This window comes from Xanthomonas melonis (assembly GCF_020783655.1).
GTDB lineage: Bacteria > Pseudomonadota > Gammaproteobacteria > Xanthomonadales > Xanthomonadaceae > Xanthomonas > Xanthomonas melonis.
This window is the reverse complement of the sequence record NZ_JAJGQH010000003.1, coordinates 230,378-245,639: the sequence shown is the minus strand read 5'-3', so window position 1 is coordinate 245,639 and position 15,262 is coordinate 230,378. Positions and strand designations below refer to the sequence as shown.

At 63.3% G+C, this 15,262-nt stretch carries 7 protein-coding genes; 1 reads left to right on the top strand and 6 read right to left on the bottom strand.

The features are described 5' to 3' along the window. Window positions 1-43 precede the first annotated feature (43 nt). The 6 genes from LL964_RS04500 to LL964_RS04475 form a co-directional block, all read right to left on the bottom strand. Complete coding sequence (locus LL964_RS04500) at window positions 44-2,857, bottom strand: TonB-dependent receptor plug domain-containing protein (protein WP_167395223.1); 2,814 nt, start codon at window positions 2,855-2,857, stop codon at window positions 44-46. Between the two features lie 549 nt (window positions 2,858-3,406). Beyond that, window positions 3,407-6,235 (bottom strand): TrlF family AAA-like ATPase, encoded by a 2,829-nt coding sequence (locus LL964_RS04495; RefSeq protein WP_228329378.1) that lies wholly within the window; start codon window positions 6,233-6,235, stop codon window positions 3,407-3,409. Between the two features lie 127 nt (window positions 6,236-6,362). Further along, window positions 6,363-7,661 (bottom strand): ATP-binding protein, encoded by a 1,299-nt coding sequence (locus LL964_RS04490; RefSeq protein WP_228329377.1) that lies wholly within the window; start codon window positions 7,659-7,661, stop codon window positions 6,363-6,365. Between the two features lie 14 nt (window positions 7,662-7,675). Beyond that, window positions 7,676-10,579: an SNF2-related protein gene (locus LL964_RS04485; protein WP_104585994.1), complete on the bottom strand. Its 2,904-nt coding sequence runs from the start codon at window positions 10,577-10,579 to the stop codon at window positions 7,676-7,678. 156 nt (window positions 10,580-10,735) lie between these two features. Next, window positions 10,736-12,376 carry a chaperonin GroEL gene (gene groL / locus LL964_RS04480; RefSeq protein WP_104585995.1) on the bottom strand — a complete coding sequence of 547 codons (1,641 nt, stop codon included), beginning with the start codon at window positions 12,374-12,376 and terminating at the stop codon, window positions 10,736-10,738. A 135-nt stretch (window positions 12,377-12,511) separates the two neighbouring features. Beyond that, the gene (locus LL964_RS04475) at window positions 12,512-12,799 is read right to left on the bottom strand and encodes a co-chaperone GroES (protein WP_104585997.1); all 288 of its coding nucleotides are present in this window, start codon (window positions 12,797-12,799) and stop codon (window positions 12,512-12,514) included. Window positions 12,800-13,218: 419 nt separating this feature from the next. Between LL964_RS04475 and LL964_RS04470 the strand changes: the two genes are divergently transcribed. Continuing rightward, window positions 13,219-14,991 carry an endonuclease gene (locus LL964_RS04470; RefSeq protein ID WP_104585999.1) on the top strand — a complete coding sequence of 591 codons (1,773 nt, stop codon included), beginning with the start codon at window positions 13,219-13,221 and terminating at the stop codon, window positions 14,989-14,991. Window positions 14,992-15,262: the final 271 nt, after the last annotated feature.

Genomic DNA, 15,262 nt, shown 5'->3' with positions numbered 1-15,262 from the left:
CACGGCAACGGTGCCGTGGCGTGTCCGCAGCAATGACCCTCACTCAGAACGTGAACACATACTCCGCCGCCACTTCGCGGCCGATCGGGTTGAACAAGGTGGTGTTGTAGAAGCCGTAGCCGTAGAAGCGCTCCTTGTTCTCGTAGCCCACTTCATTGAACACGTTGTTGATGTAGAAATTGAGCTTGGCGTGATCGGTGATCCGATAGCCGGTGCTGAGGTTCCAGTAGATCGCCGGGCCCACGCGGCCGAAGTAACGCTTGCTGGTCTGGCCCAGATTCACGTTGCCGGTATCGGTGACCAGACACTGGTCCGAAGCGCTGGGCTGGTAGCCATCGTCGAAGCGTGCGCAGGTGCCCCAGTTGACCGCACGCATCGAGCCGAGGCGGCGGAAGAACACGGTCCAGTCCCAGGCGCCGCCGTTGTCCCAGTGCACGCTGCCGCGCACCCGGCTGCGCACGCGCTCGTCGCGGCGGTTTTCGTCGCTGTCGGTGCGGTAGATCTGTTCGCGGTAGGCGATCAGGGTGTTGTAGTCCAGCGACAGCTGGAAGTTGCCCCAATCGGCGGTGGCAAGCCGATACTTCAACGACGCATCGATGCCGGAGGTTTCCATCTGCGCCAGATTGATCGGGCCGCGCTCGATGGCGGCGATGGTGCCGTCGGCATTGCGCGTCACGCGCGAGGTGATGGTGTCGCAGTAGCCGGCGCCGCCGGGATTGTTCCAGGCGCCGCCGCTGATGGTGGTGCCGGTACGGCAACCGGCTTCGGCCGACAGGATCTCGTCGCGATCCAGATCCTTGATCATGTCCTCCAGCTGGATGCGGTAATAGTCCACGCTCAGCGACAGGCCTTGCACGATGTCCCACACCACGCCGCCGGTGAACGAGCGGCCGGTTTCCGAGCGCAGATCCGGAGTGCCGCGCCGGTTCACGTCCACGGTGTAGAAGATGTTGCTGTTCTCGTCGTTGCAGCCGCCGGTCTGATACGCACCGGAGGTGATGCAACGGTACTGATCGATCACCGTCTGATTGGTGGAACTGGGCTCGCCCAGCACGTAGTGCATGTCCGGCGCGCGGAAGCTGGTGGCCAGGGTGCTGCGCACCAGCAGGCTCTCCACCGGCCGCCATTCCAGCCCTGCGCTCCAGGTGGTATCGCTCTGCTCGCCCACTTCGGTCTGGATCGCTGCAGACGAGCGATAGTTGCTGTAGCGGTCGTAACGGCCGGCGATGTTGGCGCTGAGCGTGGACAGCAGCGGGATCTGGAATTCCAGCCCGGCCGAACTGCGCAGGCGCTCGCCACCACCGCTGTCGACCACATCCACCGGATAGCAGGTATTGGCGCAGGGATCGGGGGAAAGTTGATAACCCTGCTTGGCGACTTCGGCCACGGTGGCGAAGCGGATCGGCCCGGCCCAGCCCTGCACCACGTCGCCACTGAGGCTGAAAATGGCCTGATTCACCCACGAATACGCCGAGTTGTGCGACTTGGCGACCAGCTCGTCGTACTCGCTACCGGACAACGGCGTGTACCAACGCGCCTCGTTCACCGCGCGGATCGGATTACCGGCGGCGCCGGTGCCGAGCGCGCTGCCGAGAAAGTAATCGGTGGCGCGTGCGGTATCCACGGTGCGGATGTATTCGTCCACGGTGTAGCGCGAGCGCCCGACGTTGAACTCCCAATCGAAGCGGTCGGCCCAGACCCCGCGCAGGCCCGCGCCCAGATCCCAGGACTGTTCCTTGTTGTAGTTGGCCAGCCGGTCCCAGCCACCGGCCTCGCGGCGGGTGAGCTGGCGGATGGCATTCAACTGCCGGCCGGTGCGCGCATCCTGGAACGGCCCCAGCAATACATACGGTGGGTCGTAGGTCCAGCGCCCGATGCTGCGGTTGGCCGACAGCGTGGCCCAGGCCTCGGTCGCCTCGCCGAACTTCCAGGTGCCGTACAGATAGGCCGAATAGTCCTCACTGCCGGTGACCAGCCCCCAATCGCCGTAATCGCGTGCCATCCCGCAGTAGCTGCCCGCATCGGTGAGTACGCCGGTGTTCTGGTTGTAGCTCAGCCGTTGGCCGTCGATGAACTCGCCGCCGAAGCGCGCGCAGGTGCCGGCCGGCGGCGCCAGGCGTTCGTTGGTCGTGGCGTCGACCAGGCTCAGACCGGTGAACGGATTGAAGCCATAACGGCGGTTCTGGCCGGTCCAGTTGGAGTAGGACATATCGTCCGAATCATCCATCTTCGGGCGATCGCGCCCGCTCAGCGGGTCGCGCCGGGTGGCCTGCACGGCGTAGGTCACGCTCCAGTTGTCGCCGGTGCGCCCTCCGGCCCAGGAGGCGTCGAAACTGTCGCGCCCGCCCTCGGTGGCGGTACCGCCGCGCAGGCGGAACTGGTCGCCCTGGTAGTCGCGCTTGAGGATCACGTTGATCACGCCGGCCACCGCGTCCGAACCGTAGATCGCCGAAGCGCCGCCGGTGAGGATGTCGATGCGCTCCACTGCGGCGGCGGGGATGTTGCTGTAGTTGGAGAAGTTGCTTTCGCCGCCGTAGGGCAGCGGGTAATCGGCCACCCGGCGGCTGTTGACCAGCAGCAGCGTGCGGCCCGGCCCCAGGTCGCGCAGGTTGATCGGCGAGGCGTTGGGCGTGTGCGAGCCCCACTGCGTGTCGGCTTCCACCGAGCCCTGCTGGTTCATGCTGTTGAGCACGTCGTAGACGGTGGCGAAGCCTTCCTGCTGGATCTGCTGCGCGGTGATGGTGACCACCGGCTGCGCGCCTTCGACCTGCGCGCGCTTGATGCGCGAGCCGGTGACGCTGACCGCATCCAGGGTGGACGTGGCGCGTGGCGAATCCGGCTCGGCTTGCTGGGCCATGAGCGGCGGCGCAGCGGCGGCCGTCAGTGCAAGGGACAAGGAAATGGACAAGGCAAGGCGATGACTGCGGCAGTTCATAAAATCCCCCGGGAGAAGCCGGACGCGGCCGGCGTGGCGATGCACTGCAACGACGCCTGCCGGCGATGCATGCACCGCCGCCCCTTGTCCGATGGCCCCCCGACCGCTCGGCGCAAACGCCTGCGCAGCGACGCTAGAGCCGACGTGACATCGGTGTCAACGCCCGGTTGTGAAGTTGCCTCGGATTGCAGTTGCCCGTCCATTTAATGGCAAGCGCGAGCGGCTCATCCTTTACCACACGTTTGCAGTTTTTGAAGCCGTTGCGGACCTCAGCACAGGAACGGCGCATTTGATTATTGAGATCGCACCTCATGCCACCTTCGCCGCAGTTAGAGGGGCTGCGAAACTCGTCGGCCTAAGGGGGCTGGTCTGTCTCCATCACCGCGAAACTTCAACTGGCTTGATTTCAAGCGGAGACTGTGTCCTAAGGGAGCCTCCCCTCGAACGGTGCCGCATCCGCAAGATAGACGGTCACGCCATATCCTCCAGGATCTTCCGATAACGCATGCGCAATGCCTGCTCGCCGCCCTCCATGATGGCGCAGATGGCGTTACGGGTACCGCGCTCGGAGACGGCGCCCACGCCGGCGGTATCCATCTCGATCTGGCCCTTGTGGAACTGCATCGGGATGACCCATTCGGCATCGCCGTTGACCACGACGTTTGGATTGTGGGTGACGACGATCAATTGCCGGTACGTCTTGTTGGCACGGATCTGGCTCACGACTAAGTTCATCACCATGGCATTGTCCAGATCGTCTTCTGGCTGATCCACGATCAACGGCTCGCCGCCAAACGCCAGCAGCAGGGAAAGCACGGCAGCACTTTTCTGCCCTGCGGACGCCCCATCCACCGAGAGCAACTTGCCGCTCTGCATGAACCTCAGATCGAGACCGTCCTCCGGAAACCATGTCAGCAGTTCGTCGACATCGGATTCGACGAGCCGGGTTTCGAGGTGTGTACGCAAGCGCTTGTTGACCTTCTCACCCAGCAGATCCTCGTGCTTGGCAGGCGTCTGACGCATGCGTAAAATCTCAGCCTTCAATGCGCCGAGCTCGCTCTCAAAGTCCATCGGTACGCTAAACAACCGATGCAGAATACCGCGCTCGGCACCACCATCGAGCACCTCATAGATGTCCTCGGTGAACGCGGCAGGCTGCTTGATCAACTCGCGGAAGCGGGCCTCGGCGCCTGCGGGCCTTCCGAAGCGAGAAAGGCTCAGGCTAATCCTGTCCCCAGCGCGTTGGTTGATCGTTTCAATGAAGGCCTGCCGCCTGTCGCTGAGTTGACGACGCAACCGCGCCAATTCTGCCATCACATCATCCGCTTGCCGCTGGTAGCTCGCCTGTTCCTGCAAACGCGCGTCCAGGCGAGCGAGCTCCTTATGCAGATCTTCCCGCCGTGCGACCAACGCGGCATATTGATTGGGCGATTCCACCCCCTGGGATTTCAGCCGCTCCAGCAGGCCCTGATAGTCGGCCTGTGCCTGCGCGATCTCCTTCTGCAAGCCCAGGACGCCGAAACGCACGGGTGCCGCCGCCAGTGTCGCCTCGATCTGTGTCACCGCATGCTGAATCTGCTGATACTGGCCGCGCAGCTCCGACTCGACCTGCTCAACCAGCCCCAGAAATTCGGCTTCCTCGCCAATGCCCTCGTCGAACCCCTCAAATTGGATGCGCCGGAACAGGTCGGCGTCTTCCACCATGGGGCGCATGCCGTCGAGGTCAGCCTGCCACTGCGCGAGCAGGTTCTGCTGCGCGCTCAGCTGGTGCCGTGCACGCTGGTAGGCTTGCAAGCTACTTGCATGGTGGGACAGTTCCAGTGCCTTGAGCTTGCGCTCGGTATCGCGCAGCTCGGCTTCCAGCGCCGGCCGCTGACTCAGATCCGGTGCCAACTGCCGCGCCTGCGCACGCAGGCCGAGGAAGCGCTGTTGCGCCGTCTCGAAGCGCCGCTGCCATTGCGCCTTGTCGACCTGCGGCTGGCGGTCGAGCAACTCCAGTAGGTAGCCGCGCTGTTCGGCCAGCGCGTAGATCTGCTTCTGGCTCAGCACCGTCACCGGGAAGCGACTGCGCACATAGTCGTCTCTGATCGCTTCGGGCACGGGCGACCAGACGCCGCCGGCGCGCTCTTCGACCGCCGTCAGCCCGGAGCGCTTGTCCCAGTTCACTGCCAAAGGCTGGCAGTCCTTGTCCAGTTCGATGCGGATCTTGGTGTCCGAGCGGAGTGCGCCGTGTCCCTCCGTGTCGTTGGAACGCGAGAAGTTCTCGAATACCTCGCGAAGCTGCGCGAGCGGCCCGGTACGATTGCTAGCTAGGTCGGCATCGCGACGGAGCGCGATGCGTAACAGCTCCACCAACGAAGATTTGCCGGTGCCGCGGCCGCCGATGACGGCGTTGAACCAAGGATTGAATTCGACGTTAAGCGGCCCCTGTTGCCGATTCTGGCGCAACTGCAGCGGGCCGGCACTCAGGCTACGCACCCATAATGGCGGCGTGCGGTTTGGATTTGGCAGCATCGAGTCGAAGCGCTGGACACTGCCCTTGTGGTCCAACAGGGCCATCCGCAATGCCGTCAGACTGGGACTGCCCATCTTGACCCAAGTACTGGCTGCGCCCGCGTCCTCCGGCGTGTGCGAATCGGAACCGGCTACGATCGCGACGCGCTCACGCAGCGCTGGCAGATGACTGGCAATCGCAGGACTGGCTTCGTCGACCACCTGCGCCGCATCGATTTTCTTCTTGAGAATTTGTATCAGCGTTCTGGGCTTCATGCGCGTCCTGTAGACAACCGCCCCACTGGCCGAGGTCGTTGCCTGCGCTTCGTACAAGCCGTTGTTCCTGTCGATATGCGCAGCCACGACCAAACCGCCTTCCTTGCGAATCGCATCGATGGTATCCAGCGCATTCTTGCCGCACTGCTTATCGTGGTTCTTGACGCCCTTCGGGCACTCGATGCGGATCAGCACCCGATCGATGGTGTCGGCAGGCTCATCCACGTCGAAGATCGCTAGCAGGTGCAAGCCCTCCGAGGTTGTGATTTCCACGCCCGGCAACAACACCAGCGGGCGGTAATCGCTGTGCGCGGGTCGCTCGGCTACCAAACCGGCCAACGCGCCGCGCAAGCTATCGATGCGGTCGCCGCAGTTGTGGTCGGTGATCGCAACGCAGTCGATCCCGGCACGCATGTAGTCCAGGAGCCAATCACGATCCGAGTAAGCGGAGTTGCCGCGGTAGTCGCTGGATGCCGGCGTGTGATTGTGGAAATCGCAACGCCACCAGCGCGCTCCTGGGAAGTCTGTCATATCGGCTCTCCTTGGCTGTTGTGTCAGTTGTTTCGTATTTCAACTTAACCTGCCTGTAGCCACAGGTATAGCTCTTGGCACGGGAGCTAGCGACTCCACTTACTTCTATCAGCGACAGATCAATTCTTCAGCCATCGCCGTGCGTAAATCCCACATGGGTAAGGCCGATATTGCCTCTACCGGCTTCGCTCAATAGCGGGCTCGTTTCAGGATCAGCTGCGTACAACGTCACACGAAAAGCATTTTCACCCAGCAACTCGAACTTTGGCCGATGTCCAGACAGCCGCTCGCTACGGTTGAGGATCTGCGGCACGCCCTCGCCACGTTTCTCCATCACGCGACTCCGGCCGACGCCTTCCATCTCGACCGGGCAGCGCGCCAGCAGATTGGTCAGCAGTTCATTGCGCGTGGCGGTGCGCAGGGCGATCGACTCCACCGATTGCGAGTTGGGTAATGCGCCGGGCGAAGTGATCTCCAGCCGGTCGGCGAACAGATGTACCTGCACGGGCGCTCCGCTGATCGAATAGTCACGGTGCGCACCGGCATTGGCGATGGCCTCGAAGACAGCCTCCGGGTCGAACTGTGGCACGTCGATCCGGCCCAGCTGTTTGCGGGCAGCGGTGCGCATGCCGCGCAGCACGAAGGCGGCCGCCTGACGAATCTGCTGATCGAGCGGCCCCTGGATATCCTGCGCATCCAGCTGCTCCTGGGCGGTCTTCTCGGTGCCGGCATAGTGCACGCATTGCACATAAGCCTGCGGCAACCAATCGCTTGGTGTGGCGGTGGCCATCAAGACGCCGGCGACACTGGCCCATTCCTCGCCAGGCTCTCCCGGCACCAGCAGCTTCAGCTTGCGCAGGCGCAACTCCTCAGGCTCGACGGTCGTCCCGAGAAAACGGCCGTACAGCGCAGCATCGAAGTTCACTTGCGTACAGCCCAATACGGGCATTTCATCGAAACCCAGCGTTCCGGCGCGCTGCCGCGACTGCATGAGACGCAACAATTCGTTTGGTGGCAGTTCGTGCTTGGAACTGCCCTGGCGCCGGAAATAGCCGCCCGGCGCAAGGTGGACATACAACGAACGCGGTACATCGATCACCAGCACGGCATGTTCGGTCCCCGTCCGGTCGGGGACCAACCGCCGCCGGAGATAGACAGTGGGCTCCGGCTTGATGCGATCGCGCACGCAGTTCTCTACCCAGATGCTGACTGCATCGAGCTGCTCGAGCGGGATGCCGACCACATCGCGGGTCCTGTCGTCCACGCCCAGGATCAGACGCCCGCCGATGGCGTTGGCGAAGGCTGCAATCTCCTGGCAAAGGCTCTCTCCGTTCGGCCCCTTGATCTTGTCGTTCTCGAAGACGACACGCTTGAATTCCAGCTGCGAATCTTCGCCCAGACGAATCTGCTCCAGCAGATCGCCCAATTCACGTGAATTACTCATTTATCGGGATGCTCCAACGTCCACTCCACATTGAACAGCACCGTCACGTTGTGCTGCGTGCGCAGCGCATTCTCAACCCGCTCCAGCATCGCGTCCTGGCTACGCTCGATGCGCTTTCTCCCTTCGAAGAAATCCAGCATGGCATCATCACGCTGCTGCTCGACCCGCTTGATCTCACGTTTGAGCTGGGCTTTTTGCTCCAGGGTCTCGAGCTGGCGCAGCGCTCGCTTGGCATCGCGCACCTGCAGGTCGAACTCATCGATACTCTGCTGCAGCAGTAGCCGTTGATCCTCGCCCCACCGGTCAAGACGTTCGGACTCCTGCAGAAACCACTGTTCGTTGCGCCTGTTTGCCTCAGCCAGCACGCGTTCCACTGATGCTTCAAAAGCGGGCAGCGGACCATCTTCAGCCACACGATGTCTTGACACAAAACGGGCCGGCACTTCCATCAAACGCGCAGCGGTCTCGTCCGGCACGACGCGTCCATCGCTACACAGTGCACTGCACACCAATTCTTCGAGCACTTCCTCTGCGGTCTGGATAGTGACCACAGCCACCCGCAGTTGCCCACGGCTTCCCAACCATTGCCGCACATCGGCACGCTGCGCATCCACAGCGGCGTAATCGAAATGGAGCGTACCAGGGGGAGTCGGACGCTCCTTCGCCTGGCGGCATAGCTGTTCCCCCAACCCCTTGTCCGGCCTCAACAATCCGGCATTGGCTTCTTCGGCCGGCGGCCAGCTGACGGCGTAATCGCCTTCCTCCAATTGAACCAGCTTGTCCCTGATCAGTGCCTTAGGCCGTTCGGCGGCGATCAGGTGGAGAAACTGGCTTTCATACTGATTGATCTTGTGCAGCATCCCTGCGCGACGTGAGCGCAAGTTGCGCACAACGTCCTCGTCGAAATGCTCTAGCAGCATGCGCCGCGCGCTTTCTTCACGTCGGCCGATGCTCTCGTCAAGCTCGGACTGCAAGGCAGCGAACTCGGACTCGATCTGGGCGGCATCGCGGCAATTCTGATAGATGCGCAGGATACGCTGCTCGATGTCCACACCGGATTCGATCGCACCCAAGATCTCGTCGCTGGCACCAAAAACTCCGTCAAACAATTTGAACTTCTTTTCCAGGAGTTCAAACACCAATTGATCGGCGCGATTCTTGCGGTTGACAAAATTCACCACGACCACATCGCTCTTCTGACCGTAGCGATGGATGCGTCCGATCCGCTGCTCGACACGTTGCGGATTCCAGGGAAGATCGTAGTTGACCAGCAACGAGCAAAATTGCAGGTTGATGCCCTCTCCGCCTGCTTCGGTAGCGATGAGAATATCCCGTTGATCGCGGAAGGCTTCGACCACTGCGGCTTTCATATCTGCAGTCTTGGAACCTGAAACGAGCGCAGAGCCGGCATGACGCTCCAGCCAATCGGCGTACAGCTGCCGGGAATCAACGTCGTCGTTGCTCCCATTGAGCAGCACGGTTCGTCCCGCATAGCCATGCTCTTCGAGCAGCACACGCAGGTACTCCTGTGTGCGCCGCGACTCGGTAAAGATCACCGCCTTGCGCTGACCGCCGAGCTTTTCGGCCATCCCGAGCGCTCGCCCGAGGACCAGCAAGAGCGCATCGCCCTTGCGATTGCTTTGAATCTGCCTGGCCAGGTCGCGGTAGCCACGCAAACGATCGATTTCCTGCGCACGGCACAACAGCTCGGCCTGCAAGGCATCGCTACCAAGCGCGTCGCTCTGCCTTTCCGGCCCGTCGGAATCCAGCTCGTCGCTGAGCTCGTCGACGGTCTCGAAATCTTCGATCTGCCTGGCGGTGAGCGCCTGATTGGACTCGAGTCGACCGATGATCGTGTCGAGCGTATCGGCGATGGCGAACGTCGAGGAGGCCAGAATCTTGCGCACCACCAATGTCACCAGATGCCGGGCGGTCGGCTTGATGGCAAGGATGGAAGGATCCTGCAGGTAAGCCGAAACCTTGTCGTAGAGCTCAAGCTCCTCGTCGGAGGGCGTAAAGTCCTGGGTGACGGAAAAACGCTTGGTGAAGTTGATGCCACCTTCGGCCTGTACCTGACGACGCAAGGTACGGTGGCAAATCGGCTGGAGTCGGTACCTCAGATCATTCAGACGAGCTTCGGAACTTCGGCCAGAAGCGTACTGCATCTGAAACGCCTTCTGGCTACCAAAGAACTCGTCGCTGATGAAGGACACCAGCCCATACAACTCCATCAACGAATTCTGGAACGGCGTTGCGGTCAGCAAGACCTTTCGCCTTCCACGTAGCGCTTCGTTCAAGGCGACAGCACGCTTTGACGCACTCTTGCCTTTATACAAGTTGCGCAGCTTGTGCGCCTCATCCAGCACAACCAGATCCCAACTGACCGCAGCAAGCTCTTTTTGCTTGCTTGCGGCAAACTCATAGGACGTCACGACGATCGCGTCATCGATCTGAAAAGGATTGCCTCCGCCAAGTTGACGAGAAGCGTTGAACGATTTGCTCTCGAGAATGACGGACGGGAGTTGAAACTTCTCTTCGAGCTCCTGTGTCCACTGCTTGCGCAGTGTTGCAGGAACGATCAACAGCAAACGGCGGCGGCGTTGCGCCCAATGCTGGGCCAACACCAACCCGGCCTCGATGGTCTTGCCAAGCCCGACCTCGTCGGCAAGCAACACGCCGGCCTCGACAGGCGATTTGAGCGCGAACAAGGCGGCATCCACCTGATGCGGGTTCATATCGACGCGCGCAGCAGACAAGGCCCGTGCAACTGCAGATTCGTCGCGACTGCGCAGCGTCAACCAATGGGCGAAGAACTTGCCTTGGTGGTGTGAGTAGCAATGCGACCCCGGCTGACCACTGGGATAGACACTGCCGCCCGATGGCGCTGGCAGGGTGGACATGGAGAATGCCTTCAGGAAATGCGTCAGAACTCTCGTCAGAGTATGCCGAGTGAAGCAAAACTTCGCCAATCTGCGCTCGCCGCGCGCGCATGCAGGGACAAAAAACCCCGCCTTGCGGCGGGGTCCTTTTTGCTGCGACAGCGTAAGTGGCGTGGATCAGAAATCCATGCCGCCCATGCCGCCCATGCCGCCGCCGGCCGGCATCGCCGGCTCTTCCTTCTTCGGCGCATCGGCCACCATGGCTTCGGTGGTGATCATCAGGCCGGCGATCGAGGCCGCGTTCTGCAGTGCCGAACGGGTGACCTTGGTCGGATCCAGGATGCCGAATTCGACCATGTCGCCGAACTCGCCGTTGGCGGCGTTGTAGCCGTAGTTGCCGCTGCCTTCCTTGACCTTGTTCAGGATCACGGACGGCTCTTCACCGGCATTGGCGACGATCTCGCGCAGCGGGGCTTCCATCGCGCGCAGGGCGATCTGGATGCCGTGGGTCTGGTCTTCGTTGGCGCCCTTCAGCTCGCCCACGGCCACCAGCGCACGCACCAGGGCCACGCCGCCGCCCGGGACCACGCCTTCTTCGACGGCTGCACGGGTGGCGTGCAGGGCGTCTTCGACGCGGGCCTTCTTTTCCTTCATTTCGATTTCGGTCGAGGCGCCGACCTTGATCACTGCAACGCCACCGGCCAGCTTGGCCACGCGCTCCTGCAGCTTCTCACGGTCGTAATCGGAGGAGGTGTCCTCGATCTGGGTCTTGATCTGGCCCACGCGCGATTCGATCGCCGCGGTGTCGCCGGCGCCGTCGATGATGGTGGTGTTTTCCTTGGAGACCTGCACCTTCTTGGCGCGGCCCAGGTCCTTGATGGTCGCCTTTTCCAGCGCCAGGCCCACTTCCTCGGAGATCACGGTGCCGCCGGTCAGCACGGCCATGTCTTCCAGCATCGCCTTGCGACGGTCGCCGAAGCCCGGTGCCTTGACGGCCACGACCTTGACGATGCCACGGATGGTGTTGACCACCAGGGTCGCCAACGCTTCGCCTTCGACTTCTTCGGCCACGATCAACAGCGGCTTGCCGGCCTTTGCCACGCCTTCCAGCACGGGCAGCAGGTCACGCACGTTGGAGATCTTCTTGTCGTGCAGCAGGATGAACGGGTCGTCCAGGTCGGCCGACTGGCTCTGCTGGTTGTTGATGAAGTACGGGGAGAGGTAGCCGCGATCGAATTGCATGCCCTCGACCACGTCCAGCTCGTTTTCCAGGCCCGAGCCTTCTTCGACGGTGATCACGCCTTCCTTGCCGACCTTCTGCATCGCTTCGGCAATGATGTTGCCGATCGACTCGTCCGAGTTGGCCGAGATGGTGCCGACCTGGGCAATCGCCTTGTCGTCGGTCGTGGGCTTGGAGATGTTCTTCAGCTCGACAACCGCAGCCTTCACGGCCTGGTCGATACCGCGCTTGAGGTCCATCGGATTCATGCCGGCGGCCACGGCCTTGGCACCTTCGCGGATCAGGGCCTGGGCCAGCACGGTGGCGGTGGTGGTGCCGTCGCCAGCGTTGTCGTTGGTCTTGGAAGCGACTTCCTTGACCATCTGCGCGCCCATGTTCTCGAACTTGTCGGCCAGTTCGATTTCCTTGGCGACGGAGACGCCGTCCTTGGTGATGGTCGGGGCGCCGAAGCTCTTCTCGAGCACGACGTTGCGGCCCTTCGGGCCCAGGGTGGCCTTCACGGCGTTGGCAAGCACGTTGACGCCACGCACCATGCGGGTACGTGCGTCTTCACCGAAACGAATGTCTTTGGCAGCCATTGGTTGTTACTCCGGGATTTGAGATTGGGAATTGGGGATTGGCTAGAGCGGGATCCGGAGGAGAGGCGGATTGGTGCGGCAAGCCGCGGTGACCAATCCCGAATCTCGACTCCCGAATCCCGCCGGCAACGGCTATCAGCCGATGACGGCCAGGATGTCGTCTTCGCGCAGCACCTTGTACTCGACGCCTTCGGCCTTGTAGCTGCTGCCGGCGTACTGGCCGTAGATGACCTTGTCGCCGACCTTGACCGCCGGGGCGCGCAGGCTGCCGTTGTCCAGCGGCTTGCCGGCGCCAACGGCGACCACTTCACCCTTGGTGGACTTTTCCTTGGCGGAGTCCGGAATCACGATGCCGCCGGCGGAAACTTCGTCGGCTTCGATCGGCTTGACTACAACGCGGTCGTGAAGCGGCTTGATGCTCATTGAGAAAGACCCTCTTAAGTGTTTGATTGGTCTGGAAATTGTCGGCGATGTTAGCACTCGCATATGACGACTGCCAACACAACGCACGGAAAAACCCGACAGAACGGGTGCGGGCCAGAGATTGTGCTGCGCAGGCGGCTTTCAAGGGCCCGAAAGCAAAATTTTTTCGCCTGCCGATGGGGCGGGCCCGGTCTGGCCGCCATCGGCACGCACCGACACGGCTAGGAGGCGAGCAGGCAGAGGCGAGCGAGGACGACAGGCATCGGTGCCGGGTCCGCAGACCAGTGCGTGGGCATGCAATGCACAGCGCACACCTGCCCTGGCGTGCAGCCCATGTTCTGAAATGGAACCAGGGTCCACCTATTGTCATACGCAGGCTCTACAGTCGGCAGCGCATTCCCGATCACAAGGAGCTGTCGATGAGGTTGCCGCTGCGTTCTCTCCCGTTGGCCTGCGCTGCCGTGCTGGCCATTCCCACCGCCCATGCCGCGGTGTTCATCAACGAACTGCATTACGACGACGCGGGCGCCTCCGGCGACAGCGGCGAAGGCGTGGAAGTGGTGGCCACCGCCGGCGAGTCGCTGAGCGGCTACCGCATCCAGCTCTACAACGGTAGCAATCCAGGCGCCGCGACGGTGTACGCCACGACCGCCGTACCGGCCGGCAGCCTGGTGAGTTGCGGCAGTCAGGTCCGTATCGCGGCGGTGAGCTACCCCAGCAACGGCGTGCAGAACGGCCCCAACGACGGCGTGGCGCTGGTCGATCCCAGCGGGCGGCTGGTGCAGTTCCTCAGCTATGAAGGCGCCATCACCGGCAGCGGCGGTGCGGCGGCCGGGGTCGCGAGCCAGAACCTGCCGGTCAGCGAGAGCAATGCCAGCGCGGTGGGCAGTTCCCTGCAGCTCACCGGCACCGGCAGCAGCGCGGCCAACTTCAGCTGGGCCGGCTCGGCGGCGCAGACCTTCGGCGCCTGCAATCGCGGCCAGACCTTCACCGGCAGCGGCGGTGGCGGTACCAGCGGCGCCCCGACGATCACCAGCACCACCCCGACCCAGGGCGCGACCGGCTTCCCGGCGGCCGGCGATCTGGCGGTGGGCTTCAGCGAGGCGGTCACCCTGAGCAGCGGCGCCTTCGCGCTCAGCTGCGCCAGCTCCGGCAACGTGGCACTGACATACCCGACCAGCGGCACCCGCTTCACCCTGTCCACCAACACCGCCCTGGTCGGCGGCGAACGCTGCACCCTGGCCATCACCGCCAGCGCCATCCGCGACGCCAGCGGCCTGAACCCGGCGGCCAACCAGTCCATCGCCTTCACCGTGGCCACCGCCAGCGGCGGCGGTAGCGGCTACTACGCGCGGGTGAACACCGCCAGCGCCAGCCAGCTGCGCTGCTCGCTGCACGCCACCATCAAGGGCCATACGGTCTACCCGTACAGCGGTACCGGCACCAGCACCTGGACCATCCTCGAAATGGCCGACGAGGATCCCAACAACAACGGCCGCATCCTGGATGCCTACCGCAATCGCAGCTATGCCAAGGGCAGCGACCGCGCCGGCACCGGCAGCGGGCTCACCTACAACCGCGAGCACACCTGGCCCAACTCGCTGGGCTTCGGCAGCGCCACCGGCGACCGTGGCCTGCCGTACGCGCCCTACACCGACACCCATATGCTGTATCTGACCGACACCGCCTTCAACGCCGACCGCGGCAACAAGCCCTATGCCACCTGCACCAGCAGCTGCGGCGAGCGGGTGACCGAGGTCAACGACGGGAGTGGCGGCGGCAGCGGGCGCTACCCGGGCAATTCCAACTGGGTACGGACGCCCGACGGCAATGGCGGCACCTTCGAGGTGTGGGGCCGGCGCAAGGGCGACATGGCGCGCGCGGTGATGTACATGGCGATCCGCTACGAAGGTGGCACCGATGCAGCCACCGGGCAGTCCGAGCCGGACCTGGAGCTCACCGACGACCGCAGCCGGATCGTGCAGACCTCGGCCTCGCCCGCCTACATGGGCCTGCTGTCCACGCTGTTGGCCTGGCACCAGGCCGACCCACCGGACGATGCCGAACGCGCCCGCAACCAGGTGATCTTCAGCTTCCAGGGCAACCGCAACCCCTTCATCGACCACCCCGAATGGGCCACCAGTAGCCTGTTCACCTCGGCCAGGCCGGCCAGCTGCCAGCTGGCCAACTGAGCAGGACCAGCCCGGCGCCCTGGCGTCGGGCTGGCGCCCTGTGGGCCGCGGATATCGCATGCGGCCTGTCGCTGCGTGCCGGCCCCGTCACTGTCCGCCCGCTGCTGGCGGGCGCGGATGCAATCTGCCGATCCGCGCCCGGCCCGGGCGGGCCCAGGTCGCTGGACGTCAGCGTTTCGCGGTATGCAGAGGCCATCCGGCCACGTCGATGGCGCATGGTGCCCGGCTATGCAGATCGCACGGGCGAAAGCGACGCCGCGTTCCGGAACCT

Bases quoted from the DNA above. Each gene is read 5' to 3' on its own strand.
- LL964_RS04500 (WP_167395223.1), bottom strand. From the start codon at position 2,857: ATGGCCCAGCAAGCCGAGCCGGATTCGCCACGCGCCACGTCCACCCTG.
- LL964_RS04495 (WP_228329378.1), bottom strand. From the start codon at position 6,235: ATGACAGACTTCCCAGGAGCGCGCTGGTGGCGTTGCGATTTCCACAAT.
- LL964_RS04485 (WP_104585994.1), bottom strand. From the start codon at position 10,579: ATGTCCACCCTGCCAGCGCCATCGGGCGGCAGTGTCTATCCCAGTGGT.
- groL (WP_104585995.1), bottom strand. From the start codon at position 12,376: ATGGCTGCCAAAGACATTCGTTTCGGTGAAGACGCACGTACCCGCATG.
- LL964_RS04475 (WP_104585997.1), bottom strand. From the start codon at position 12,799: ATGAGCATCAAGCCGCTTCACGACCGCGTTGTAGTCAAGCCGATCGAA.
- LL964_RS04470 (WP_104585999.1), top strand. From the start codon at position 13,219: ATGAGGTTGCCGCTGCGTTCTCTCCCGTTGGCCTGCGCTGCCGTGCTG.